This window comes from Arthrobacter sp. efr-133-TYG-120, assembly GCF_030209785.1.
GTDB lineage: Bacteria > Actinomycetota > Actinomycetes > Actinomycetales > Micrococcaceae > Arthrobacter.
The window spans coordinates 262,398-285,769 of the sequence record NZ_JARVRI010000010.1 but is presented as its reverse complement, the minus strand read 5'-3'; the positions used below and the strand labels follow the sequence as shown (position 1 = coordinate 285,769).

At 63.7% G+C, this 23,372-nt stretch carries 21 protein-coding genes; 8 read left to right on the top strand and 13 right to left on the bottom strand.

What is annotated here, in order from left to right:
• Positions 1–35: 35 nt before the first annotated feature.
• Positions 36–989: a hypothetical protein gene (locus QRN51_RS07060; RefSeq protein WP_284989226.1), complete on the bottom strand. Its 954-nt coding sequence runs from the start codon at positions 987–989 to the stop codon at positions 36–38.
• Complete coding sequence (locus tag QRN51_RS07055) at positions 986–1,693, bottom strand: cytochrome b N-terminal domain-containing protein (RefSeq protein ID WP_284989225.1); 708 nt, start codon at positions 1,691–1,693, stop codon at positions 986–988. The genes QRN51_RS07060 and QRN51_RS07055 overlap by 4 nt, the downstream gene beginning before the upstream one ends.
• Before the next feature lie 86 nt (positions 1,694–1,779).
• Here QRN51_RS07055 and QRN51_RS07050 point away from each other — a divergent pair, with 86 nt between their 5' ends.
• Entirely contained in the window at positions 1,780–2,481 is a 702-nt protein-coding gene (locus QRN51_RS07050) for a pyridoxamine 5'-phosphate oxidase family protein (protein ID WP_284989224.1), read from the top strand.
• A gap of 12 nt (positions 2,482–2,493) precedes the next feature.
• On the opposite strand, the gene QRN51_RS07045 is transcribed toward QRN51_RS07050, so the two are convergent.
• Both QRN51_RS07045 and QRN51_RS07040 read right to left on the bottom strand, forming a co-directional pair.
• Complete coding sequence (locus QRN51_RS07045; RefSeq protein ID WP_284989223.1) at positions 2,494–3,372, bottom strand: universal stress protein; 879 nt, start codon at positions 3,370–3,372, stop codon at positions 2,494–2,496.
• Between the two features lie 59 nt (positions 3,373–3,431).
• Positions 3,432–3,875 carry a pyridoxamine 5'-phosphate oxidase family protein gene (locus QRN51_RS07040; RefSeq protein ID WP_284989222.1) on the bottom strand — a complete coding sequence of 148 codons (444 nt, stop codon included), beginning with the start codon at positions 3,873–3,875 and terminating at the stop codon, positions 3,432–3,434.
• Positions 3,876–4,077: 202 nt separating this feature from the next.
• Here QRN51_RS07040 and QRN51_RS07035 point away from each other — a divergent pair, with 202 nt between their 5' ends.
• The gene (locus QRN51_RS07035; protein WP_284989221.1) at positions 4,078–4,329 is read left to right on the top strand and encodes an SHOCT domain-containing protein; all 252 of its coding nucleotides are present in this window, start codon (positions 4,078–4,080) and stop codon (positions 4,327–4,329) included.
• A gap of 22 nt (positions 4,330–4,351) precedes the next feature.
• On the opposite strand, the gene QRN51_RS07030 is transcribed toward QRN51_RS07035, so the two are convergent.
• The 3 genes from QRN51_RS07030 to QRN51_RS07020 are packed head-to-tail and all read right to left on the bottom strand — an operon-like array spanning position 4,352 to position 9,254.
• Entirely contained in the window at positions 4,352–5,134 is a 783-nt protein-coding gene (locus QRN51_RS07030) for an HAD-IC family P-type ATPase (RefSeq protein ID WP_284989220.1), read from the bottom strand.
• On the bottom strand, positions 5,092–6,786 hold the full coding sequence (locus QRN51_RS07025) for an HAD-IC family P-type ATPase (protein WP_284989219.1): 1,695 nt from the start codon (positions 6,784–6,786) through the stop codon (positions 5,092–5,094). The genes QRN51_RS07030 and QRN51_RS07025 overlap by 43 nt, the downstream gene beginning before the upstream one ends.
• 44 nt (positions 6,787–6,830) lie before the next feature.
• Positions 6,831–9,254, bottom strand: a complete 2,424-nt coding sequence (locus QRN51_RS07020) for a phosphoketolase family protein (protein ID WP_284989218.1) — start codon at positions 9,252–9,254, stop codon at positions 6,831–6,833.
• Positions 9,255–9,522: 268 nt separating this feature from the next.
• Here QRN51_RS07020 and mgtA point away from each other — a divergent pair, with 268 nt between their 5' ends.
• The gene (gene mgtA, locus QRN51_RS07015) at positions 9,523–12,201 is read left to right on the top strand and encodes a magnesium-translocating P-type ATPase (RefSeq protein WP_284989217.1); all 2,679 of its coding nucleotides are present in this window, start codon (positions 9,523–9,525) and stop codon (positions 12,199–12,201) included.
• Here mgtA and QRN51_RS07010 read toward each other — a convergent pair.
• Positions 12,188–13,363, bottom strand: a complete 1,176-nt coding sequence (locus tag QRN51_RS07010; protein WP_284989216.1) for an acetate/propionate family kinase — start codon at positions 13,361–13,363, stop codon at positions 12,188–12,190. The two genes, mgtA and QRN51_RS07010, sit on opposite strands and share 14 nt — an antisense overlap.
• A 175-nt stretch (positions 13,364–13,538) precedes the next feature.
• Between QRN51_RS07010 and QRN51_RS07005 the strand changes: the two genes are divergently transcribed.
• Positions 13,539–14,396 carry a universal stress protein gene (locus QRN51_RS07005; RefSeq protein WP_284989215.1) on the top strand — a complete coding sequence of 286 codons (858 nt, stop codon included), beginning with the start codon at positions 13,539–13,541 and terminating at the stop codon, positions 14,394–14,396.
• A 60-nt stretch (positions 14,397–14,456) separates the two neighbouring features.
• Here the strand turns inward: QRN51_RS07005 and QRN51_RS07000 are convergent, their stop codons facing one another.
• The 4 genes from QRN51_RS07000 to QRN51_RS06985 all read right to left on the bottom strand — a co-directional run bounded on the left by QRN51_RS07000 (position 14,457) and on the right by QRN51_RS06985 (position 18,534).
• The gene (locus QRN51_RS07000) at positions 14,457–16,358 is read right to left on the bottom strand and encodes a heavy metal translocating P-type ATPase (RefSeq protein ID WP_284989214.1); all 1,902 of its coding nucleotides are present in this window, start codon (positions 16,356–16,358) and stop codon (positions 14,457–14,459) included.
• Positions 16,359–16,412: 54 nt separating this feature from the next.
• Positions 16,413–17,480: a zinc-dependent alcohol dehydrogenase family protein gene (locus QRN51_RS06995; protein ID WP_284989213.1), complete on the bottom strand. Its 1,068-nt coding sequence runs from the start codon at positions 17,478–17,480 to the stop codon at positions 16,413–16,415.
• Between the two features lie 54 nt (positions 17,481–17,534).
• On the bottom strand, positions 17,535–17,999 hold the full coding sequence (locus QRN51_RS06990; protein ID WP_284989212.1) for a pyridoxamine 5'-phosphate oxidase family protein: 465 nt from the start codon (positions 17,997–17,999) through the stop codon (positions 17,535–17,537).
• Positions 18,000–18,063: 64 nt separating this feature from the next.
• Positions 18,064–18,534 carry a pyridoxamine 5'-phosphate oxidase family protein gene (locus QRN51_RS06985; RefSeq protein WP_059389003.1) on the bottom strand — a complete coding sequence of 157 codons (471 nt, stop codon included), beginning with the start codon at positions 18,532–18,534 and terminating at the stop codon, positions 18,064–18,066.
• A 168-nt stretch (positions 18,535–18,702) separates the two neighbouring features.
• On the opposite strand from QRN51_RS06985, the gene QRN51_RS06980 reads away from it, so the two are divergent.
• Positions 18,703–20,418 (top strand): GAF domain-containing sensor histidine kinase, encoded by a 1,716-nt coding sequence (locus tag QRN51_RS06980; RefSeq protein WP_284989211.1) that lies wholly within the window; start codon positions 18,703–18,705, stop codon positions 20,416–20,418.
• A 20-nt stretch (positions 20,419–20,438) separates the two neighbouring features.
• On the opposite strand, the gene QRN51_RS06975 is transcribed toward QRN51_RS06980, so the two are convergent.
• A complete protein-coding gene (locus QRN51_RS06975; RefSeq protein ID WP_284989210.1) occupies positions 20,439–21,137 on the bottom strand; it encodes a response regulator in 699 nt (232 codons plus the stop codon).
• Between the two features lie 192 nt (positions 21,138–21,329).
• On the opposite strand from QRN51_RS06975, the gene QRN51_RS06970 reads away from it, so the two are divergent.
• The 3 genes from QRN51_RS06970 (at position 21,330) to QRN51_RS06960 (ending at position 23,336) form a co-directional block, all read left to right on the top strand.
• Positions 21,330–21,488: a hypothetical protein gene (locus QRN51_RS06970; RefSeq protein WP_284989209.1), complete on the top strand. Its 159-nt coding sequence runs from the start codon at positions 21,330–21,332 to the stop codon at positions 21,486–21,488.
• A gap of 29 nt (positions 21,489–21,517) precedes the next feature.
• Positions 21,518–21,880, top strand: a complete 363-nt coding sequence (locus tag QRN51_RS06965; protein WP_284989208.1) for an SPW repeat domain-containing protein — start codon at positions 21,518–21,520, stop codon at positions 21,878–21,880.
• 70 nt (positions 21,881–21,950) lie between these two features.
• Positions 21,951–23,336, top strand: a complete 1,386-nt coding sequence (locus QRN51_RS06960; protein WP_284989207.1) for an MBL fold metallo-hydrolase RNA specificity domain-containing protein — start codon at positions 21,951–21,953, stop codon at positions 23,334–23,336.
• Positions 23,337–23,372: the final 36 nt, after the last annotated feature.

Sequence of the window (23,372 nt, the reverse complement as noted above, 5' to 3'; positions counted from 1 at the left end):
AGGCCCTTGTATTCCGGTGCAGTTCGCGCGTTGGCCTAGCGGTGCTTGTAGTAGTCCCGCCAGATCAGGCGGTGCACGGGGATGCGGCGAGGCAATGACCTGAGCCCGGGGATGAAGGGCACCAGGGTGAGGAGCAGCGTCAGGATCACCATGGAAAACACGACGAGGACATCTGCGTCTGGCGATGATTTGAAGGGTTCCACTTGGTAGAGGGCCGAGAAGAGCCACAGCCACGACTGGCCGGGGTAGTTGCCGGTTTCATTCATCATTCCCCACTGGTCGCCTGTCAGATGCTGGGCGTCGGCGAGGCCAGGGAAGTAGGTGCCGTCGCCGAGGAACAAGATGCTGGCTTTGTAATCGGTGTTGTAGAACGAGCCCTTTGCGCCCAGGACCGGATCAAGGGTCCCTTGCTGCGCCATGGCCAGAAGGGCTCCGGTGAGGGCGGGTACTGGGCCGTAGTCGCCGGGCGGAACCTTCGCCGGGTCGTTGTCCGGGGCTTTGCTGAGTGCATCCCCGTACGCGGTGGTCCAGGCAGCGTGTTGGGCGTCGCTTGCCTTGGTCCATTCGTCGATGGCCGCCGGAGGGTTCGGTAGGGTTTGGAGCGGGCTGATGATGAAGTCGTTGGCGGTGTCGATCGGAAGCCGTACGCCGGAAAGGCTCTGCAGGTCGATCGGTCCGAGTTTTTGGGTGGCATCGGGCGTCGAGTTGTAGGGCGGCCCATATCCCGCGGTGCCGCTGGTGCCCCCGAGTTCCGTGGTGGCTGTCGCCACGAAGTCCGCGGGGTCGGCCATGGCCCAGGACTTCAGGGTAACCGTTGGTTCGTCCGGCGAGCTGAAAACCGCTGAGAGTCCCAGGACAAGCAAGCCAACAACAACCAGCCCAACAACAAGTTCCTTGAACAGGTCATATTCGCGCGTCGTGCCGGGCCATGGCCTGCTGGCGATGTCGTTTAGCGTGCGCCACGAGGTTGACGCTGGGGATTTGGTCACTTTTTGTCCTCGCTGTCAGTTGCCGGGTTTGGCGCTGGTGAGCGTAGCTGGGCGTCAGATTCGGCTGCCTCCAACGGGGGCGCCACGCCGTGCATCCGCACGAGAACAACATGGAGGGCGACAACGACGGCCACGGCCAGTGGGAGGAGCGTGATGTGCCACATGAGTATCTGGCCCAGATCGGCGACGTTGAACCATGCGCCCACACCGACGGCGTTAAGGGCGTCTTTGGCTTGGAAGGCGATCCACTGCGAGTCGAAATTGCTTTGAAGCAGGTAACCGGTAAAGGCGGTCACGATCGAGACGACGAACGCGACCATCCCGGTGATCCAGGTCAGCACGCGCCCGCCCCGCCAGGCGGCCATCCAGAACTTGCCCCAGAGGTGGATCACCATGAACATGAAGAACAGTTCAACGCTCCACAGATGGGTGCTGTTAATGAAACGCCCTAAGGCCGAGGCATGGAACCACGTGGGCCCATTCAGGGCCAGCACAGCGCCCGAAGCGAGGATGTAGACGAACGCGGCAACGGCGCCCATGCCGAAGACGTAAATCCAGGACGACACGTAACTCGGCTGGCCTTCAGGAAGCAGCTTGTCCGGCGGTAGCCGGCGCAACACCCAGCCCCGGGCCTTTCCTGTCCAAGTGGAGAATCGTGGTTCGCCGTCGTCGGTAGTCGAAACCGGGCCGTGGTCGGCAGTCATTTCCGTTTCCTACCGTGTGGAAACGGAATCACCAAGGCGAGAATGAATAGCACGACCATCGTGGCAATGACCACCAGATTGCCGAATTGGATCAGGAAGTCACCCCACTGGAAATAGACTCCGCCATCCGGCATTCCGGCATCCGCCTGGTGTATTCCGAGCATCCTTATTCCGAGCATCACGGCCTCTTTCGACGAAAGGCGGACCTTGGACGGGACGCCTTCCTATGCATGACGCTACAAGCTTGCCGGCCAACAGACACGGGTCCAAGGGCCCTATTGGATAGCGCCGGCCGCATGCATGCTGGAATGGCTTGGAATGCCGACCATCGAAAGGACCCCGCCATGTCACCGGATACCGCAAACCCCGTGGAAGTCCTGAGCGAGGAAGAATGCTGGAATATCCTTTTGGGTGCGACGTTGGGGCGGTTGGCATTGAGCATCGCCAACGAACCTGAGATCTATCCGATCAATTTCGTTGCCCACGACGGGAAGATCCTCCTCCGGACAAATCCAGGGGAGAAGCTGTTCGCGCTCACGATCAATGACAAAGTTGCGTTGGAAACTGACGGGGTCGGTAGCCAATCCGTCTGGAGCGTCGTAGTTAAAGGCAAGGCGCGGCAACTTGAATCCGGTGCCGAGATTGAAGCCGCCGAAAGGATTCCCCGCCAACAATTGACCTCCACAAAGAAGCGGGTGTTCGTTGAGATCGTCCCGACGTCCATCACCGGGAGACGGATTCACCGGGGCCCGGAAAACGACGAGCTGGCCCCTGGCGACTTGTACTGAACACCATCTGCTTCACCGGAGATCCGCGCTTGGCCGGCGCGCCAACAGGACCGGACATGCGGCGTGATGAAGGACAGCATGGGCAGTTGAACCGATAGTGCCCCGAACCAGTCCGCGTCCTTTCGTCCCGACGACGATGATGGACGCATCTTGAGCCTCCGCCAAAATGGACCCAGGGATGGACGTTCCAACCGGCGATCTTTTTTGGACGTCGAGGTCCGGAATTGTTTGGTGGGCGCTCTGCGCCGCAGAGTCAAGAAGCGCCTGGATTCGTGGTTCAACATGGTCTTGGGCCGACGTCGCCGCGTCAGGGATAGGGCGTGGAATCCGGTGCTTCTTCCGGACGTGCACCAATCGAAGGGGAGTCCCGGACAAGGCCGCCAGGTCGCAGGCATGCCGAAGCGGCAGCTCCCAATCGTCGAAGTCGACGCCGACGACAACCGGACCGCCCAGGTGTTCTCCGCCGCGGATGACAGCGACGGGGCAATCGGCTGTTGCCGCGAGTTCCAAGCTGACGGAGCCGATCAGCAGTCCCATGAAGCCCCCCGCGCCCCTGGTTCCAACGACGAGCAAGGCGGCGCCGGAAGAGAGTGTCCTGAGGTGTTCGGCTGGCCACCCATAGAACAGCGTCGTCTTGACGGCCAATCCGGGAACCGCGTCGAGGACCTGTGCCACGCCCTCGGCCAGAATGTCCTCGGCCGCGCGTCGCAACCCGCTGCCTTCGATGCCAGGCACGGGACCCAGATCATGGGTGATTGCCGGCCACAGGGTGCTGTGGACCACGTGCAGTCCGCAGTTCCGCTGGGCCGCCTGGCGGGCAGCCCAGCGGACAGCCGGGACAGCCCCGGCGGACCCGTCGTAGCCAACGATGATTTCTTCCGCGGTGTCCATGGTCTCCTTACCCGCGAGGGTGATTGAATGTGGAGCGGCTCAAGTCTTACTCCAGAAGCTCACTCCAGATGCACGTGGCGTCCGGTGACACTCTCGGCGTGGATCCGGATAAAGAGATTCCGTTCTCCACCGGCCCAAGGCTCCGCCATGACCTTTCCCCACAGCCTGGTCAGCAGGTCCTGATCCTCAACACGGGAGGAAGCCCCACTGACGAGCACAGACCAACCTTCGCTGCGATCGGCACGTGAATCGTCGATCTGAAAGGACGACTCGAGCGACGGGACTGCCTCGGCGATGGATCCATCCCCGGCAGTGCGGAAGTAGATGGACTGGCCGTCCACCAAGTAGTTCACGGGGAGGATCATCACCCGGCCTTGCTGGAGAAAACCGAAGCGACCTGTGGTATTTGAACGCAAAAGATCCCAGCACTGTTCCTGGCTAAGTTCTTCCGCGACGTGCAGTCCGCCGTCAACGCGGCCTGCGTCCATGCTGGGGAGTGACATGCCTGCTCCTATGTGTCTAGCTCGTCTTTCGGGCACCTGATCGCGGGTGTGAACACCTGCAACTCCCAGCAGCCTATTGGGGGCCATTCTCCTGCTGTAGGGCCGAAAGGCCCGGCGGTGTGACTAAATGCCCTGTGGAACGGACCGGAAACGGGCGACACTGGACCCAGGCACGCAATCCAGTTCAAAAGGGAAATTGGTCATGATGTATGGATGGGGTGGAAGCATCGGCATCGGCGGCTGGATCGCCATGGGGCTGATGATGTTGCTGTTCTGGGGTGGCATTGCCACCTTGGTTGTCCTCCTGCTGCGGGGGAACCACACGGGCGGACGGGGTTTCCAAGGGCCGCCCCATGATGATTCCGAACGTATCCTCAATGAGCGCTTCGCCCGGGGCGAGATTGACGAAACGGAGCTCGCGGCTCGCCGGGCTGCTCTACGGCGCCGGCAATGAGCAGGGCTTCCGCGGCGCGGGGCTAGTTCCGCGCGTTTCGCCGGCTCTGGAACCGGTGAAGGGCTTCGATAGCCAGGATTCCGCCGAGCGCGCTTCCAAGTGCCGTCATTAAAAGATCGTTCGGTGGCCATTCCAAGCCGAAGAAGTCTTGGAGGAGGGGCGTTCCCAGCACGAAGACCAAGCCCAGGTACATCGTTCCGATGATGGTTGCGCGTCGCAGGTTGAGCGGGCGCGAAATGGCTGCCAGTATCCATAGACCCGTGAGTGATAGCGCGAGAACGGAAGCTGTGCGGGTGGCACTGACTGTGTGCGCACCGACAACCGTTGCGTAGACGTTGACGGCAAGGACGGCGGCAGCGACGACGAACCCGGAAGGCACAGCGAAGGAGAGGGAGCGTTTGAGGAATCCCGGGGTGTAGCGGCGGTTGTTGGGCATGAGCGCAAGGAAGAACGCCGGAATTCCGATGGTGAGGCCGTCTGTGGCGGAGAGTTGGCGCGGCAGGAACGGGAAGTCCCACAGAAGTGCTCCGAAGGTGGCGGAGAGGACGATGGCGTAGGCGGTCTTGCTAAGGAACAGGACCGAAACCCGTTCAATATTCGCGATGACCCGCCTGCCTTCCGCAACCACGCCGGGAAGCCTGTCGAAGCGTCCGTCCAGGAGGACAAGGCGGGACACGGCCTTGGTGGCGGCCGCGGCGGAGTCCATGGCGATACCTATGTCCGCTTCCTTGAGTGCCAGCGCGTCGTTGACCCCGTCCCCGGTCATCGCGACAGTATGGCCTCCCCGCTGCAGTGCAAGGACCATGTCCTTCTTTTGTTCCGGGGAGACCCGCCCGAATACCACGTTGTTCTCCAGAGCTTCCAGCAGCAGGTCCGGATCGACCGGCAATTCCCGTGCGTCGTACCCGTATTCCGCGTCCAGCCCGACCTCGCGGGCGACGGCGGCAACGGTGCGGGATCGTCGCCGGAGAAAATCCTCACCTTCACGTCCTGCTCGCGGAAGTAGTCAAGGATCTTTGCAGCATCCGGGCGCACGCTCTCCCGGAAGGTCAGCAGGCATACCGGGGCACAATCGGCCGGGGGTTGATCCTCCGCTGCGGCCCGTGCCGGCAACGGGCCGGGCAAGTAGGTCAGGGCCATGGTGCGCAGGCCGATTGAGGCCAAGCGGCCTGCTGCCCCAACAATGCGAGCTGTGCCTGGGGTGTCTTCGCGAAGGACAATCTCCGGAGCGCCCAGCACCCAGGTGCCGCCGACGAATTGGTCTGAGCCGAAGCTGACGGCGCTCCATTTCCGTGCAGAAGAAAACGGCACCGTCGAGCTCGGGCGAAGCCTGGTGCCCGAGGGGAAGGCATCGGCAAGGCACCGGGCGGTGGCATTGGCCTGCGGGTCGGTCCCGAACCATCCCAGAACCTGCCTCCACCCGGGTTGCGGCGACGGACCGGCCTCGTGGACGCCGTCGAACACGAGCTTGCCTTCGGTGAGGGTGCCGGTCTTGTCCAGGCAGAACACGTCCACACGAGCGAGGCCTTCAACGGCCGCCAACTCCTGGATCAGGACTTCCTGACGGGCCAGCCGCAGCCCGCCGACAGCGAAAGCGACGCTGGAGAGGAGCACCAGGCCCAGCGGGATCATGGCTATGACGCTGGCGACCGCCCCCACGGAAGCGGTCCTCCAGCTTCCGGTTGTGATGGCTTGCTCCCAACCACCGCTCGCCTGCATTTGCCCGTTGATGACAAGAATCATGACGGGCGGCAACAGCCAGGTGATCCAACGGAGGATCCTGCTGAGGCTATTGCGGATCTCGGAGTTGACCATAGAGAAGCGTTTGGCCTCGGCGGTCAGTTTGCTGGCGAAGGAGTCGGCGCCGACCCGGACCACCCGGGCCCTGCCGTTCCCGGCGACGACGCTGGAGCCGGAGAGCACTTCGGATCCCGGTCCCTTGCTCACGGGATGTGATTCGCCGGTGAGGAGCGATTCGTCAAGTTCCAGGCCTTCGCCGTCGATGATGGAAGCATCCGCGGGCACCTGGTCGCCGACTCGCAGCACGAGCACGTCGTCGCGGACGACGTCTTGCAGGTCAACATCCTGCGCCGTGCCGTCGCGAACCACCCGGGCGGGGGAGGCGTCGAGAATCGCGAGTCGATCCAGTGACTTTTTGGCCCGGTATTCCTGAACGACACCAATGAGGATATTGCCCGCGGCTGCCAGCCCAAAGAGCGCATCCTTCCACTGGCCCAGAAGAAGCAGCAGGCCGAAGCTGCAGCCCACGATCACGTTGAACAGCGTCAGGAGGTTTGCCCGGAAGATCTGCCCGAGCGTTCTGCTTGGAGCCTCCGAAACGGTGTTGACGAGTCCTGCTTCCGTCCGGGCCAGGACCTCGGCGCTGGACAACCCGGATCCAGCGGGGGAGCGGCCCACCTCGGCACCGGGATGGTTCAGGGCTGGTTGTTGGGTCACAGTTTTCCGCACTTCTCCTCGACGGCACCTTCCTTTTCCTCCCGCTAGGGAAGGTGCGGCGTCCAGGACCAGTTCCGTATTTCCGGGAGGTCTTCGAAGTGTTCCCGGATGTATCGCGCATGTGCATCCAGCTGCCTGCGGCAGAAGTCGACCAGTTCGTCCGCGCCTCCGACCTGCCGGTGAATGCGACGCAACGCTTCCAGGACCAGGTGGTAGCGGCTCATCTTGTTCAGGACCACCATGTCGAAGGGGGTGGTTGTGGTTCCTTGTTCGTTGTAGCCGCGGACATGGAACCGTTCCGGGCGGGGTCTTCCATGCAGGAGTTGGTGCAGGGCCCGGGCGTAGCCGTGCCAGGCCATGATGACTTCTCGGTCTGCCGTGAACAGCTCTTCGAACTTCTCACTGGAGAGTCCATGGGGGTGGGCGTCGCGGGGCGGGAGGACCATGGCATCCATGACGTTGACAACGCGGACCACGAGTCCGGGCAGATGTTCTTGCAGCAACCAGGCTGCGGCCAGCGTCTCCTGGGTGGGGATGTCCCCTGCACAGGCCAGGACGACGTCGGGCACAGCCCGGGCGCCGTCGGGCTCGCCGCCGAAGGGCTGCTCGTTCCCGGCCCAAGACCAGATGGACGCTCCTGCCTCGGCGTGGCGCCTCGCCTCCTCCAGGGTGAGGTACTGCGGGTGCGGTTGTTTGTCTACGACCACCAGATTGACGTAGTCCTTGCTGCGAAGGATGTGGTCGGCAGTGACGAGGAGGGTATTTGCGTCCGGTGGCAGGTAGACGCGGGTGACGGTGCCCGACAGGGACAGCACCGTATCGATCAGTCCGGGCCCTTGGTGGCTGAATCCGTTGTGGTCGTTGCGCCAGCAGGTGGAGGTCAGGAGTATGTTCAGGCTCGGCACGGGGGCACGCCATTCAAGTTCCCTCGCATGCTGGAGCCATTTGGCGTGTTGGACGGTCATCGACGCGCTGACCATCGCGAAGGCCTCATAGCTGGCGAACAGTCCATGGCGGCCCGTGAGGAGGTATCCCTCCAGCCAACCCTGGCACAGGTGTTCGGACAGGACTTCCATGACCCTGCCTCCCGGCGAGACGTGGTCTTCCGTCGCGGCATGGTCGCCGGCTCGCGCCGGTTCCAGGAGGCAACGGTCGGTGGCCTCGAAGACAGCCCCGAGCCGGTTGCTGTTGGTTTCGTCCGGGCAGAAGAGCCGGAACCGCGGATCCGGGGCCGTAGCGATGTAGACATCCCGGAGCAGTTCCCCGAGCGGCCGGGTGGTTTCGTGGACGACCGACCCCCGCGGGGCCGCCGGTACCGCGTACTGTTCCAGCCCGGGGATCTCAAGGACAGTCCCGGTCCCGCCCCGGCCCGCACGGGCTGCGCCCATGCGAAGACTGCCCTCCGGAGCAAGCGCGGCCAGTTCGGAGACGAGCCGGCCCGCGTCGTCGAAGAGAGTTTCCGGCTGGTAGGAGCGCATCCAGGCCTCAAGCTGCGACAGGTGTTCGGGATTCTCGCGAACGTTTGCCAAGGGCACTTGGTGGGAGCGAAAGGTTCCTTCGACGGGAAGCCCGTCCACCATGGCTGGCCCGGTCCACCCTTTTGGCGTCCGCAGGATGATGGCAGGCCATCGCGCGGGGCCGTGCACGCCCTGGCTACGCGCTGTGGATTGCAGTTCGCGGATGCGCCCATAAGACTCGTCCATCGCGGAGGCCAATGCGCGGTGGACAAGCACCGGGCCCTCGCCGGAGACGGTCACCGGATCCCAGCCATGGGCACTGAGCAGCGCTTCGACGTCCTCGTCGGATTTGCGGCCCAGGACGGTCGGTCCCGAGATCTTGTATCCATTGAGATGGAGTATCGGTAGGACGGCGCCGTCCCGGGCCGGATTGAGGAAGGATGGCGCCTTCCATGAAGCCTCCAACGGGCCGGTCTCGGCTTCGCCATCGCCGATGACGCAAGCGACAATCAGTCCGGGGTTGTCCATGGCCGCGCCCGTGGCGTGCATCAAGGAGTAGCCAAGCTCGCCCCCTTCGTGGATGGATCCGGGAGTGGCCGGACCGACATGGCTCGCGATCCCGCCCGGCGTCGAAAATTGCCGGACAAGGCGCCGGAGTCCCTGGAGGTCCATCCCCACTTTGGGATAGATCTCCGAGTAGGTGCCCTCAAGATAGACGTTGGCGACGACGGCGGGACCGCCGTGGCCTGGACCAGCGACGAACAAGACTTCCGCTGAGGTTCGCCTGATCAGGCGGTTCAAATGGGCATAGATCAACGACAGCCCGGGGCTGGTTCCCCAGTGGCCAAGGAGCCGGGGCTTGATGTGGCGCGGGAGCAAGGGCTCTCTCAGTAGAGGGTTTTCCTGAAGGTAGATCTGGGCCACCGTGAGGTAATTGGCCGCAGACCAGTACCGGTTCAATTGCTCGAAGTCTTCGGCCGACTCGCCGGTGACGGGGGTTCCGGTTTCCATGGGCTTGCCTCTTCCGGGTTCGACGGCGTGGAATGCACGCGTTTCTGGCGTCTGGACTGTTCTGGTCTTCACGGTGTCAGATGCGCGACCGGGGCGGTTAGGGCCATAGGGCCCAAGGCCGCGCCGCTGCGAGACTGCTATCACAATTCCACGTAGCCACTTCCAACCGCTCGACACAACCCAACCCACGGCACTCGTCCTCCCTCCCCAAGCCGTACCCTTATCCCAAGGGCGACTCCCTCAGGCAACGCATTCGAACGGATACGGCATGTCAGATCTCAACGTCAAGGAGCGGCACCGCATGCAGCTGCCGATCAACGAGGCCGCATGCCTTCCTCCGGACCAAGTGCTCGAACATCTGGGCTCCAGCCCAGCCGGCCTGACAAACAAAGAAGCCGCGGAACGCCTCGCAGAACTCGGCCCGAACGCCGTCCGGACGCACCGGGCCAACGGTTGGGCGGTATTGGGCCGGCAGTTCGCCAGCCCCATCCTCATCCTGCTGATCATTACGGCAGGGCTTTCCCTCTTCCTGGGCGATGCCACGAATTCGATCGTGATCGGCGTGATCCTCCTGGTCAGCGTGGGTTTGGGCTTCACCAATGAATTCCGCGCCGAACGGGCCTCCGAAGCCTTGCATTCCCGGGTAACCCACCGCGCCGTCGTGCTGCGCGACGGAACCACGCAGGAGGTGGACGTCACCGCTCTGGTGCCGGGCGACGTCGTACACCTGAGCCTGGGCGCCATCATCCCCGCCGACATCCGCCTCCTGAGCACCAAGAACCTCCTCTGCGACGAAAGCATCCTGACGGGGGAGTCCCTGCCAGCCGGCAAAGATCACGCCCCCGTGGCACCCGGATCGTCCCTGGGGGACCTCGCATCCTGCGTCTTCATGGGAACCGTCATCCAGTCCGGCGGCTGCACGGGCGTCGTCGTAGCCACGGGCGGCCGCGCCGAATTCGGCCGTATCGCGCTGGGCCTGGGAGAACGGCAACCCCAGACCGAGTTCCAGCTCGGGCTGAAGAGGTTCTCGTTCCTGCTTTTGCAGGTGGCTATCGGGCTCACCACGCTGATCTTCATCGCGAACCTGCTCCTGCAGCGCCCGCTGATCGAGTCTCTGCTGTTCTCCCTGGCAATCGCCGTCGGCATCACTCCGCAGCTGCTGCCCGCCGTCGTGAGCACCAGCCTCGCTACCGGCACCCGCCAGCTGGCCCGGCGGAAGGTCCTGGTCAAACGGCTGGTTTGCATCGAGGACCTGGGCGACATGGACATCCTGGTTACCGACAAGACGGGCACCCTCACCGAGGGGCGCATCAGCTTCATCGGCGCGCTGCCCGCCTCCCCGGACGTCTCCGACGCCGAACTCCTCACCTTGGGTCTGCTGGCCACCGAAACCGACTACTCCGAGGCCAAGCAATCCACGGCCGGGCAGAATCCGCTGGATGCCGCATTATGGGAAAGCTCAGGTGCGGCACCGTTTGATCCCACCCGCTTTGAGCGCCTCGACCTGATCGACTTCGACCACCAGCGCCGCCGGACCAGCGTTCTGGTGCGGGAAGCCGGCGGCCCCGCACGCCTGGTCACCAAGGGTGCCCCCGAGGACGTGCTCGCTCTCTGCGGGCCGACGTCGCCCAACGTGCAGGCCATGCTGGACGAACAGTTCGACGCCGGATCGCGCGTCGTCGCGGTGGCTACCCGTCCAGCCACGGGGATGAGTAACATCACGCCTGCTGATGAAGGGGACCTCGTCCTGGCAGGCTTCCTCGTCTTCCTCGACCGGCCCAAGGCAAACGCGGGAGCGTCCCTGGAACAATTGGCCACGCTGGGTATCTCCGTCAAGATCGCCACCGGGGACAACGCCAAAGTCGCCGAAAAAGTATGCTCCGAACTCGGCGTGATTTCGGGCGGAACCCTGACCGGCGCCGACGTGGACGTATTGTCAGACACCGAGCTGGCCGCGGCCGCCCGGGAAGCCACCATCTTTGCCCGCGTCTCGCCCGAGCAGAAGGCGCGGATCATCACCCTGCTGCGCCAAAGCGGCGGAGCGGTGGGCTTCATGGGCGACGGTGTGAATGACGCCCTGGCCCTTCACAAAGCCGACATCGGGATCTCCGTGGACAGCGCCACCGACGTCGCCAAGGACGCCGCCGACATAGTGCTTTTGGAAAAGGACCTGGGAGTCCTGGCCGAGGGCGTGATGGAGGGCCGGAGGATCTTCGCGAACACCATTAAATACGTGCTGATGGGTACGTCCAGCAACTTCGGAAACATGTTCAGCGCCGCCACGGCGTCGGTGGTACTGAGCTTCCTTCCCATGCTGCCGGGGCAGATCCTGCTCAACAACCTGCTCTACGACAGCGGCCAATTGGCCATCCCGGGCGACCGCGTGGACAAGGAACAGCTGTTGGCACCATCGCATTGGAACATCGCGTTCATACGGCGCTTCATGTTCCTCTTCGGGCCGATCAGTTCACTCTTCGACTTTGCGACCTTCGCGCTCATGCTGTTCGTCTTTAACGCGGTCCCGGGGGAGTTCCGGGCAGGCTGGTTCATCGAATCCATCGCCACGCAGACCCTCATCATTTTCGCCATCCGGACCCGGCGGGTCCCGTTCCTGCGAAGCCGCCCTTCGGCTGGTCTGTTGACTGCATCCTTGGGAGTGGTGGCCGCGGGGATCTTCTTGCCGTTGTCACCACTGGCGGGCCTGCTGGGCTTCGATCCATTGCCGGTGCCGTTCTTCCTGTCGCTACTGGGAATGATCGTCGTCTACATGGTCCTGGTGGAAGTCGCCAAGCAATGGTTCTTCGCCCGGGCCGCGCAGCAGCTGCCGGAGCTTCCGACGCCGGTGCGCCGTCGGCCGGATACCCACCACATCTCGCGCCGCGCCGCCCGCTTCAGCGCTCCCGTTGCCGGGATTGCGCCAGGGCGTCCATCAGTCACTCTTCGTTGAGGCATCGAATCGCCGATTCGTCCGAAAGCACGACGGCGGCCGTCGCCTCGGCGATGGCGCGTTCCTCGTCGCTCGGGACCACCAGGACCGGAAAAGCCGATGCGTCCGTGCTGATGACGCGGACGCCGGTCTCGGCGGAGCGGTTCCTGGCTTCGTCGACGAAGAGGCCGAGGGGCCCTAGCCGCGAGACAACCTGGGACCTGAACCGGCTGGAATGTTCGCCAATGCCCCCGGTAAGGATCAGGGCAGCAGCCCCGCCGACCACCATGTTGTAAGCGGCGATGTACTTGGCTAGCCGGTACGCGGCCATGTCCGAAGCGAGGATCGCACGGGTGTCCCCGTGCCGCGCGGCGTCTTGGATTGCGCGCATGTCGGCTGATCCGGCCAGTCCGAGCAGGCCTGCCTGATGGTTGAGGATCTCGTCGACCTCGTCCGGTCCCAGGCCGCGGCGCTGCAGCAGCGTGACAATGGACGGATCCAGATCACCGGAACGGGTACCCATGACCAACCCCTCCAGGGGGGTCATGCCCATGGACGTGTCGACGCTCCGGCCCTCCCGGACAGCGGTAACCGAGGCGCCATTGCCAAGGTGCGCCACCACCGCATTCAAGGAGCCCGGCGGGACTCCGAGATACGTCCCCGTATGGCGGCAAGCCATCTCGACGGAGATCCCGTGGAAACCGTAACGCTTGATCCCGTATTTCGTATGCAGCTCTTCCGGAACGGCGTAGCGGGAGGCATGGTCGGGAATCGTGCGGTGGAAGGCCGTGTCGAATACGGCCACCTGGGGCGTGCGCGGCCAACGGGCGACCGCGGCACGCATGCACGCCGCGCTGGCCGCGTTGTGGAGCGGCGCAAACTCGACAAGTTCCTGGATGTCATCCATGACGGTCTGGGTAACACGGACCGGAGAACTGAAGCGATCCCCGCCGTGGACCACCCTGTGTCCGATGGCGTCAGGGCGTTCCCCGCCCGTAATGTCCCGAATGGCGGCATCGACCACGTCGAACACGTTTCCAAGGAAGACTGGATCCAGCGTGCCCTCTTGCGGGCTGTTGATGGCCCGTTCCAGCAGGATACCGGGACTCGGGTCAGATGGTCCGAGGCGCCGTAGCTGGTACTTCAAGGATGAGGAACCTGGATTCAATACGAGGATCAGCACACTGACGTCCTTTCAGGAAGACCACGCGGCACCCGATCATGGAACGCGATACCCCTCCAGGAACATACCCGGAAATTGCGTTCGCGGGGAGGGTCTTACGGCCCTTGCAGGTTAACGACGCAGCCCACGAAACTGGGGGGAGATTGCTGCTGGTTCCGGAAAGGCACGTGCGTTCGTGAAGACAAAGATCCTCGTTGGTGTCGATGGGTCCGTGGTCGGCAGTGCTGCCGCGGACTGGGCTGCCGAACGGGCCCGTGATCTTGGTCTTCAGCTCAACCTGGTCCATGCCGTTCCTGAGCCGTGGGCGTTCCCGGAGAAGGCCCTCCACGACGGCGCGACTGCAGAAGCAAAGGACCTGCTGAAAGGCGAGTCAGCACGGGTCGCCGCACGGTTTCCCTCCCTGGAGGTAGTGACGACAGTGAGTCCCGGAGAGCCCGCGGAGACCATGCGCAAGCTTTCGGCAGACGCGGAAATGGTCGTCGTGGGAACCGATAGACGCCCCGGCAACCACGGCGAAGGATTCGGTTCGGTCAGCTTTCAGATCGCGGTCATCAGCCATTGCGCCGTCGCGATTGTGCCAGCCCCCTCAACGCGCGAGTCATCCGGCGTAGTAGTTGGTGTCGATGGTTCCCGGGACTCCGAACTCGCCGTCGAGTGTGCAGCTGACGAGGCGCAGCGAATGGGGCAGGAACTCGTGATCGTCCATGCCGGTAGCGGCCGCGCTCCTGCACCGTCCGGGAGATCAGTGCGCGGGACCGGGCCTGCAGAACCTGGACTCGATGGGCACGCGCTGTTGTCCAAATCGGTCCACGGCCTTGAGGGGCGGCACCCGGGTTTGGCCATACTCAAGATCCTGGACTTTGAGCGTGCGCCGGCCGAAGCGCTCCTGGACGCCAGTACCCGTGCACGGCTGCTGGTCATGGGCTGCAAAGGAAGAGGCGGTGCCCGCGTGCTCGTCGGCTCTGTGGCTCAGCATGTGCTGCTCAACGTCCAGTGCCCGACGCTGATAACCCGCCCGGTTGTGCAAACATAGCCGCCGGGCGGAAGCAACCGGCCTTGGTTGCTCCACCCTGTCGGGCGGGCGGCCGGCAGGCTAGGGCCGAAAGTCGCGGTCCAATTTTCGGAGCCGGTCAAGGGGGACACGCCCTGGCGAATCGACCCCCGGTTTTCGGCTGTGCCCCAAGGCCCGGAGGGCATTCAAGATGGTCGCGAGATCTACCAACTCCTGCAGGAGAGCCCCGGCAACCGCCGGGACGAAGCCGTATGCTGCCGCGGCCATCAACCCCACGCTAAGGAGAATGCCTGTCCAGATGCTGGTGCGGGCGATGTGGATGGTGTGCCGGCCGATGTCAACGGCAGCGGCCACCTTGGATAGGTCATCGAGCATGATGACGACGTCGGCCGATTCGCTGGCCGCGGTTGCTCCCCGGGCACCCATTGCTACACCGACGTCGGACGCGGCGAGGACAGGTGCGTCGTTGACTCCATCACCGACCATCAGGACCGGTCGGTCGTTCAATTCGGCGACGGCGGCCACCTTGTCGGCAGGCAGGCAATCGGCCAGGACCCGGGTTATCCCGGCTTCGGCCGCAATATGTGAGGCAGTGGAACGGGTGTCGCCAGTCAGGAGCATGGTTTCCCGCACCCCGAGGCGTCGCAGCTGGGCCAGGGTGGCCACCGCGTTTTCCCGCAAAGGGTCGCTCATGATCAGCGTTCCAGCGAAGTGCCCGTCCACGCCGACGGCGATCCCAAGTTGTCCGCTGGCCACGTCTGCCTTCTCGAAGCCGCTTGTGGCTGGGCCGACGAAGGCAGCTTTGCCCACCTTTACAGTCTGGCTTCCGCAGACTGCCGTGACCCCCTGGGTCGCGTGCTCGTTGGCGCTGGTGACGGGCAACAGATGGAGGCCGCGCGTCCGTGCTGCATCAATCACGGAGGCTGCCAGCACATGCGAGGACGACTGTTCAGCGGACGCTGCGAGTTGCAGTATCCGATCGGCTGACATGCCTGGCGTGGCGGTCGCGGAAACCTGTATGGCGTGCAGCGCGGGGCGGCCGTGCGTCAGTGTCCCGGTCTTGTCGAAGACCGCCGTCCTGACGCGGGCGAGTTGTTCGAGGGTGCCGGCATTCTTGATGATGATTCCCGAGTGGGCTGCCCGGCTGGTGCCGGCAAGGAACGCCACAGGTGCTGCGATCAACAAGGGACACGGTGTCGCAACGACGAGCACCTGGGCAAACCGTTCCGGATCGTGACTGAAGTACCATGCGATTCCTGCCAGCAGGAAGGCGAATATCGTGAAGGGAACGGCGTATCGGTCCGCAAGCCTGACGGTGGGGGCGCGGCTCGCCGCGGCTTCTTGGACCAGGGCCACGATCCGGCTGTACTGGGAGTCTGCAGCGGTGGCACTTGCAACAACGCGAACGGCTTCGTCGCCGTTAACTGATCCACTCATGACGGGGTCGCCCTTGCCGTGCTCGACCGGCAGGCTTTCGCCAGTCAAGGAGGATTCATCGAAAGTCCCGGCAGGGGAGAGCAAGAGACCGTCCACTGGGACGATTTCGGAGGGTTTGACCAACAGTGTGTCTCCGGAGCGGATGCTCCCCACGGGAACCTCTTCCACCGGGTTGCCTGGGGTCTCGCGGTGCGCGGTCCGCGGAGCCCGCTCAAGGAGGGCTTTCAGTTCGTGCGTAGCCCGTCCGTGGGCAAATTCCTCCAGGGCGTCTCCTCCCGTGAGCATGAGGACGATGATGAGGGAGGCAAGGTATTCTCCGACCACGAGGGTGCTGGCGATGGCCGTCACCGCCAACAGGTCGATGCCCCACCGTCCCCGGAAGAGATCCCTGATCATGGACACGGCACGGTACGCGGCCACGGTTAGCGCATAGATAGTCGCTGTTGCCTGTGCCGCTGGCATTTGACCGAGGCCCCACAGTACCCCGACGCACACTCCTACGAGGAGTGTGGCCGCGACGAGCGGAAAGCGCAGAATTGTGGCCATGGGAGCCGCCGCTCTTGGGTGCCGATTCGGGGAAGGAGCTTCAGCAACGGTTGCCTAGTGGTGGGATTCCCGGCTGAGGATGACCTTTAGGGCGTGTGTTTCAGCCGCCCTTGAGAAAGTGTCGTAAGCATCGATGATCTGTCCCAGGGTGAAGTGGTGCGTCGCGAATTTCTCGGCGGGGATCTTGTGCTGGGCCACCAGGCGGAGGAGCATCGGCGTCGTGTTGGTGTTGACGAGGCCCATGCTGATGTTGATGTTGCGGATCCAGAGGTCCTGGAGGCGCAGTTCAACGGACTTTCCGTGCACGCCGATGTTGGCCACATTCCCGCCGGGGCGCACGAGCCGCAAGGCCATATCGAAGGTGTCCGGGATCCCGACTGCTTCGATGGCGACATCCACTCCTGCGCCGTCGGTGTAGGACATGACGTCGCTGATCCAAGCAGGACCGGAGGGGTTCACGACCCCCGTTGCGCCGAACTCCCGGGCCCGGAGAAGGCGCCCTTCGTCCGGGTCTATGGCGATGATGGCGGCGGCGCCGTGGAGGCCTGATGTGGCTATCGCGGCGAGGCCGATGGGGCCCGCTCCGACGACGGCGACGACGTCGCCTGGCTTGATGCGACCGGCTTGGACTCCGATTTCGAACGCCGTGGGCAGGATGTCGGAGAGCATGACGGCTTGGTCGTCGGTGACCCCGTGGGGCAGTTTGTAGAGCGAGTTGTCCGCGTAGGGGACACGCACGTACTCGGCTTGGGTGCCGTCAATGAGATGGCCGAAGATCCAACCGGTTCCTGCTTGGCCCTCCTCCCCGGAGCAGTGCGAGTAGAGGCCCTTCTTGCAGTTGCCGCAATGTCCGCAGGACTTGATGCAGGAAATGAGGACGCGGTCTCCGGTCCTGAGCCCGGTGACGGACGAACCCACTTCGGTGACCGTTCCGACGCCCTCATGCCCGAGGACCCGTCCCTCCTGGACCGCCGGAACGTCGCCTTTGAGGATATGAAGGTCCGTCCCGCAGATTGTGGTGGTATCGATGCGGACGACGGCGTCGGTGGGGTTGACGATGTGGGGATCAGGGACGTCCGTCCAGGACTTTTGTCCGGGTCCGCCATAGACGAGTGCTTTCATGATGCTCCATCAAGCTAGGGCAAGAGGTACCGTCGGCGACGCCGGCAGCAAAAGTCAGTGGAACAGCTCGGAGCGCGCATCCCACAGGGGAGTGTTCCAGATATCGGGCCGGGTGGCCTTGAACCGTCGACCAGTGAGGGCATCCAAGGTCAAACGCAGATAGTGGCTCTTGCTGCCCGGCTGCCAGGGATCCAGGTGGAGGGCATCGGCTGCCGCCTTTTCACGCAGGTCGACGATGAAGTGCGCCTGCCCTCTGGCGACGACGCTCCAGGCCTTCCCGGTGCCCGCATCGAAACCATCGATTTCGAGCGCGCAGGGATGGCGCATCGTGTTCCAGAATTTCGTGCCGGTGCCTGTGCGGAAGACGATTGATCCGTGGTCCACGACGTAGTTCACGGGGAAAATGTCCGGATGGTCCTCGACAATGACGGCTAGCCTGCCAACGGCTGCTTGGCCAAGCAATTCAAAGCATTCGTCTGGACTCAGACTTTCGATTTCATCCGTCGATTGAGGGTTCATGACCATGACGCTACCGGCGGCTGTCCGCCGTCGTTAGGGGCTTTAGGCCCGCCGGGCGACGCCGTCATTCGAGTCCGGCGCGCGTTGCGTCATCCAGGGGACTCCACCACGTCAGGGGAGGGGTGACGGTGAAGCGGCGTCCGGTAATTGACGTCGGAACGATGCGGACGAAGTGGTCTTTGCGGCCCGCTTGCCAAGGGAAAAGGAGCAGCCCGACCGTATCGAGCACCTCCTGGGTCAGCTTGATGGCAACAGCGTGACCTTTCACGACCACGCTCCACGCCACCCCGGTGTCCGGGTTGACGCCGTCGGCCTCCAGCGCAACCGGTGTTTCGCCCAGGGCCGAGTGGAGCTTGGTCCCTTCTGCGGTCCGGAAAACGAGGGTGCCATGGTCAACCTTGTAGTTGATCGGGAAGATGTCTGGATGGTCTAGTACCCACACTGCGAGGCGTCCCACCGAGACGCCGCGCATGAGCTCCCAGCATTGTTGAGGTTGCAGGACCTCCGGCTCCGGGGTTGATGGTTTGTTCGTCATGACGGAGAGGCTACGCCCGGGAGTGAGCTGGAAACAGGGCACAAAGACCCGCGCCTCAAGGGCGTCTGGGCGAACGCGAGACTCGGGGAGTAGTCTGGCATCGGATACGCCAGCTGCCACGACACGGGTACCTGCCCCGTGTGGGCTGCACCGCTCGAAAGGCAGTAAATGAACGGCTCTCTTCCAGATCCTGTGCGGCCTGATCGCCTTCATGTCACGGGAACCCGGATCGAAGACCTGCTGAGGGACTTTTTGGCCAGGGCCGGAGAACTCCTGGATGCCCAGGAGCAGATGCGGGGGCTTCTGGAAGCGGTGGTGGCCGTCGCCGAAGACTTGAGCCTGGAAGCCGTTCTGGACCGGGTGGTCAAGTCCGCGTGCCGGCTACTGCATGCCCGCTACGGCGCGTTGGGAGTCATCGGCGAAAACAAGTCTTTGAGCCACTTCGTCACAGTCGGGATCGACGAGGACCTTGCACGCCGCATCGGCCCGCTGCCCACCGGGCACGGGGTCCTCGGCCTGCTGATCAGCGAACCCGCGCCCCTCCGTCTTCATGATTTGCACCAGCATCCGAAGTCATACGGATTCCCTGCAAACCATCCACCCATGAAGTCTTTCCTTGGTGTCCCGGTGCGGGTCCGGGACGTCGTCTTCGGCAATCTGTACCTGACGGAAAAAGAGGGGGGTGGCGATTTCACTCCCGAAGACGAGGATCTTGCCGTCGCATTGGCTGCTGCTGCCGGCGTGGCCATCGAGAACGCCCGCCTCTATGAGGACGCCCGCCGCCGCGCGTCCTGGCTCGAAGCATGCATGGATGTGACCGGCCGGATGCTCGGCGACGACCGGACCTCGGAGCCGGAAAATGTCGGGCTTGACCAGATAGCCGACAGGGCGCTCCGGGAATCCGGTTCCCAGCTGGCCCTGATTCTCGTTCCAGATGGAGGGGTGGATTCGTACTGCGTCGCGGGTGCCGCGGGAACGGAGAGCGCACATTTCGCCGGAAATATCCTGCCCATGGATTCCGCCGTCATCAGGTCGGTCGCCGCCACCGGGATGCCCGCCTGCATGGACGAGGCCGGAGACATCCTTGGACTGGCTGACGGCTTGTCCAAGGGAAAACTCCTGGCGATAGATCTCAGTGCACAGGGCGCCCATCATGGACTTCTGTTTCTGGTTCGGGCCCCTGGAACGGGGCCGTTCGCTAAGACGGATGTGGAGATGGGGGCCGTGTTCGGCTCACACGTGGCCTTGGGCCTGGAGCTTGACCGGATTCACCGGCTCCGTGAACAGCTGGTGGTCTTCTCGGATCGGGACCGCATTGCCCGGGACCTGCACGACCTCGTCATCCAGCGCCTTTTCGCCGCGGGACTCAGCATCCAAAGCCTGCGGCGGTTCACTACAGGCGAACCTGCCTTGACCCGGATCAATGCGGTCACGGCTGAACTGGATGAGACCATCAGGGACCTCCGCAACACCATCTACTCGTTGCGCTCTTCCGGCGAGCAGGAGTTGCTGAGCAGCCGGATACTGCAGACTGTCCGCACTGCCACCAGGTCCCTGCCCTTCGCCCCCCACCTCACGCTCACGGGGGCGGTCGATTCAGTGCTCGACGACGGAACAGTCACCAACGCGCTGGCGGTCATCTCCGAAGGCCTCAGCAATGCGGTCCGTCACTCCGAGGCCGAGGCAATCAGCGTTTCAGTGTCCGTGGAAGACGGCATGCTGACCTTGATCATCGAAGACGACGGCAGGGGCTTCAGGGATGCCGTCCCCGGAAATGGCCTGGTGAACATGGAACAGCGGGCCTCGGAGTTGCGTGGTTCGTTTGAGGTGACCAGCGCCCCAACGAAGGGGACTACCTTGGTGTGGTCGGTTCCGGCCCACTGAGTTTCCCGTCTGCTGGTCCGTCAACGGAAGGTTCCGGTGTCCGTTTCCGGTCCGTGGGCAATATAGACGGCTGCCTGGGTGCGACGTTCGAATCCCAGCTTTGCCAGCATCGAGGACACGTAGTTCTTCACCGTTTTCTCGGCGAGCTGCATGAGTTCCCCGATCTGCCGGTTTGTCAGGCCCTGTCCGACCAGATCGAGGACCCGCCTCTCCTGGGGTGTCAATGAGGCGACCCTGGGATCCACACGCCGGGGCTCGGTGAGTCCCTGGATGATCTTCGCCTTCACTGACGCATCAAACAACGACTCACCGCGCGCGGCCTGGCGGAGCGCACCTATCAGGTCGGTACCGCCGATTTCCTTGAGGACGTACCCGGCCGCACCGGCAAGGACGGCTCCCCGCAGGGCTTGTTCGTCGTCGTAGCTGGTCAGTATCAAGCAATTCAGGGTGGGGTCCACGGAGCGCACCTCCCGGCACACTTCGATGCCCGTGCCGTCGGGCAAGCGGGCGTCTAGCACTGACACGTCGGGGCGCAAAGCGGGAATCCGCCGTGCGGCTTCCTCCGCGGAACCGGACATGCCCACCACCACAAAGCCTTCGCTTTCGAGCAGCTCCTGCAGTCCCCGGCGGACAAGCTCATGGTCGTCCAGGACATAGACACGGATAGGCGGCGCGCCAAGGACCCGGGCGTCGCTTTGGGGTGATACTGGGCGTTCCATGATCCTCCTGTCGGGCAGCCCGTGGCCGCGGTCCCGCCGGTCCGGCATGTTTCCCGGCTATGTCATTGTTCACTGCCCGCCAACGGCAAACAAGGGCCGAAGGACCCAAGCCGGGGCCATGACTTTCGGCCCTGTTTGGCAGCTGATTTTCTGCCCATTCTTAGAGAAACCGCGGGAACGGAAAGGAACACCATGGCCAGGCAAACCGGGCAGGACAAGATCATGCTGCTTGGTTGTGTCAGCGCGGCCTGTGTCGTCCATGCCCATTGTCCAGTTCTCGTCGTGCACGAGCCCGAAGCGGCCAAGCACCCCGAACCCCGTCCCGGCGCCGCCGGGGCGGCCATCAAATAGCCCAAACCGATCAAAGGAGCACGATCTAGATGAAGAAGTGGACCCGTTGGCAGGACTGGACGGTCATCGCCGCCGGCGCCTATGCCGCACTCTCGGTGCTGTGGACAAGTCAAGGCGGATCGTCCACGGCCCTCATGGTGATCCTCGGCGTCCTGCTGGTCGCCGCCGGGGTCACCAACCTGGCCATGCCGGGAATGCCGGCTGCCGAGTGGGCGCAAGCCGTGTTCGCCGTCGTCCTCCTCCTTGCGCCATGGCTTGGAGGCTTCACCTCCATGACAGGGGCCGCCTGGAGTGCATGGATTCCGGGCGCGGTCGCCCTGGTTGTCACGGCCTTTGCAATCAAGCCCAGCACCGAGGAATACCGTCACCACCACGTGATGCCGGCCCCGTAGCCGTGCAATTCCGGAACGGGCATCCGGCCACCGCCGGATGCCCGGCACTGCAAATTTCGAGGTGACCAGCATGAACAGCAATCACCCGGCCCGCCTGCGGTTTTTTGGCGCGACCGACACTGTCACTGGTTCCCGCTATCTCCTCGAATCCAGAGACACGCGGATCCTGGTCGATTGCGGTCTTTTCCAAGGCTACAAACGTATCCGCGACCGAAACAGGATCCCGTTTCCCGTCGCCCCTGGTTCCATCGACGCGGTGCTGCTCACCCACGCGCACCTGGACCACACCGGATACGTTCCGGCACTGGTGCGCGATGGCTTCACCGGGCCGGTCTACGCCACCCACGGGACCAGTGAACTATGCAAACTGCTGCTGCCGGACAGCGGCCACCTCCAAGAAGAGGAAGCCCGCTACGCTGATCATCGGGGTTCCTCGGTGCATGTTCCCGCGCTTCCGGTCTACACCGCGGCCGATGCGGTCAGGTCCTTGAACTCATTCGAGCCGCGGGATTTTGATGCTCCGCTTGAAGTGGGAGATGGCATCGAGGCCACCTTCCTCCCAGCCGGACACATCCTCGGCGCCGCCCAGATCCACATAAATGTCGACGGGCATTCCATACACTTCACGGGAGACTTGGGCCGTGCCGACGATCCCCTCATGTTCCCTCCCCGGGAATTGGAGGCCGCGGACATTCTTGTCACTGAATCGACGTACGGCAACCGACGCCACCCGGATCAGGACGCGGCCGCTGAGCTTGGCGCGGTCGTGTCCCGCGTCGCCAAACGCGGGGGAGTTGTCATGATCGCCGCGTTCGCCGTCGGCCGCGCGGAAACCCTCATGCTCCATCTCTCCCGGCTCCGCCGCAAGCACCTCATTCCGGACATTCCGATCTATCTGAACAGCCCCATGGCCATCGACGCGTCCTATATGTACCGGCAACACCCGGACGAACACCGCCTCCTCGTGGACGAGTTCGAAGACATGTACAAGCTGGCCACCATGTCACGTACCGCCGACGATTCCAAGCTTCTCAACCTGAGGGGAGGGCCAATGGTCATCATCTCCGCCAGTGGCATGCTCACCGGGGGAAGGATCCTCCACCACCTTGAGGCTTATGGCCCGGATCCGAAAAACGCCATCATCCTCAGCGGCTACCAGGCCGGAGGAACACGCGGTGCCGACCTGGCGGCCGGAGCAAAGGAACTCAGGATTTACGGCCAGGACGTCCCCATTCAGGCCGAGGTCGTACAAATTGAAGGATTCTCCGCGCATGCCGACGCCGACGAAATCATTCGTTGGATGCACACCGCGGATGAAGCCCCGCACATGACTTACATCACTCACGGCGAACCCGAGGCCTCCGATGCCCTGCGCCGCCGCATCAAGCGGGAGCTGGGCTGGAACGCCAGGGTCCCTGAATACCTCGAAGCAGTCCCGCTCGACAAACCGCTCTAGCAGCAATGGTTTCCACCCACGCCGGCATAGGAGGCC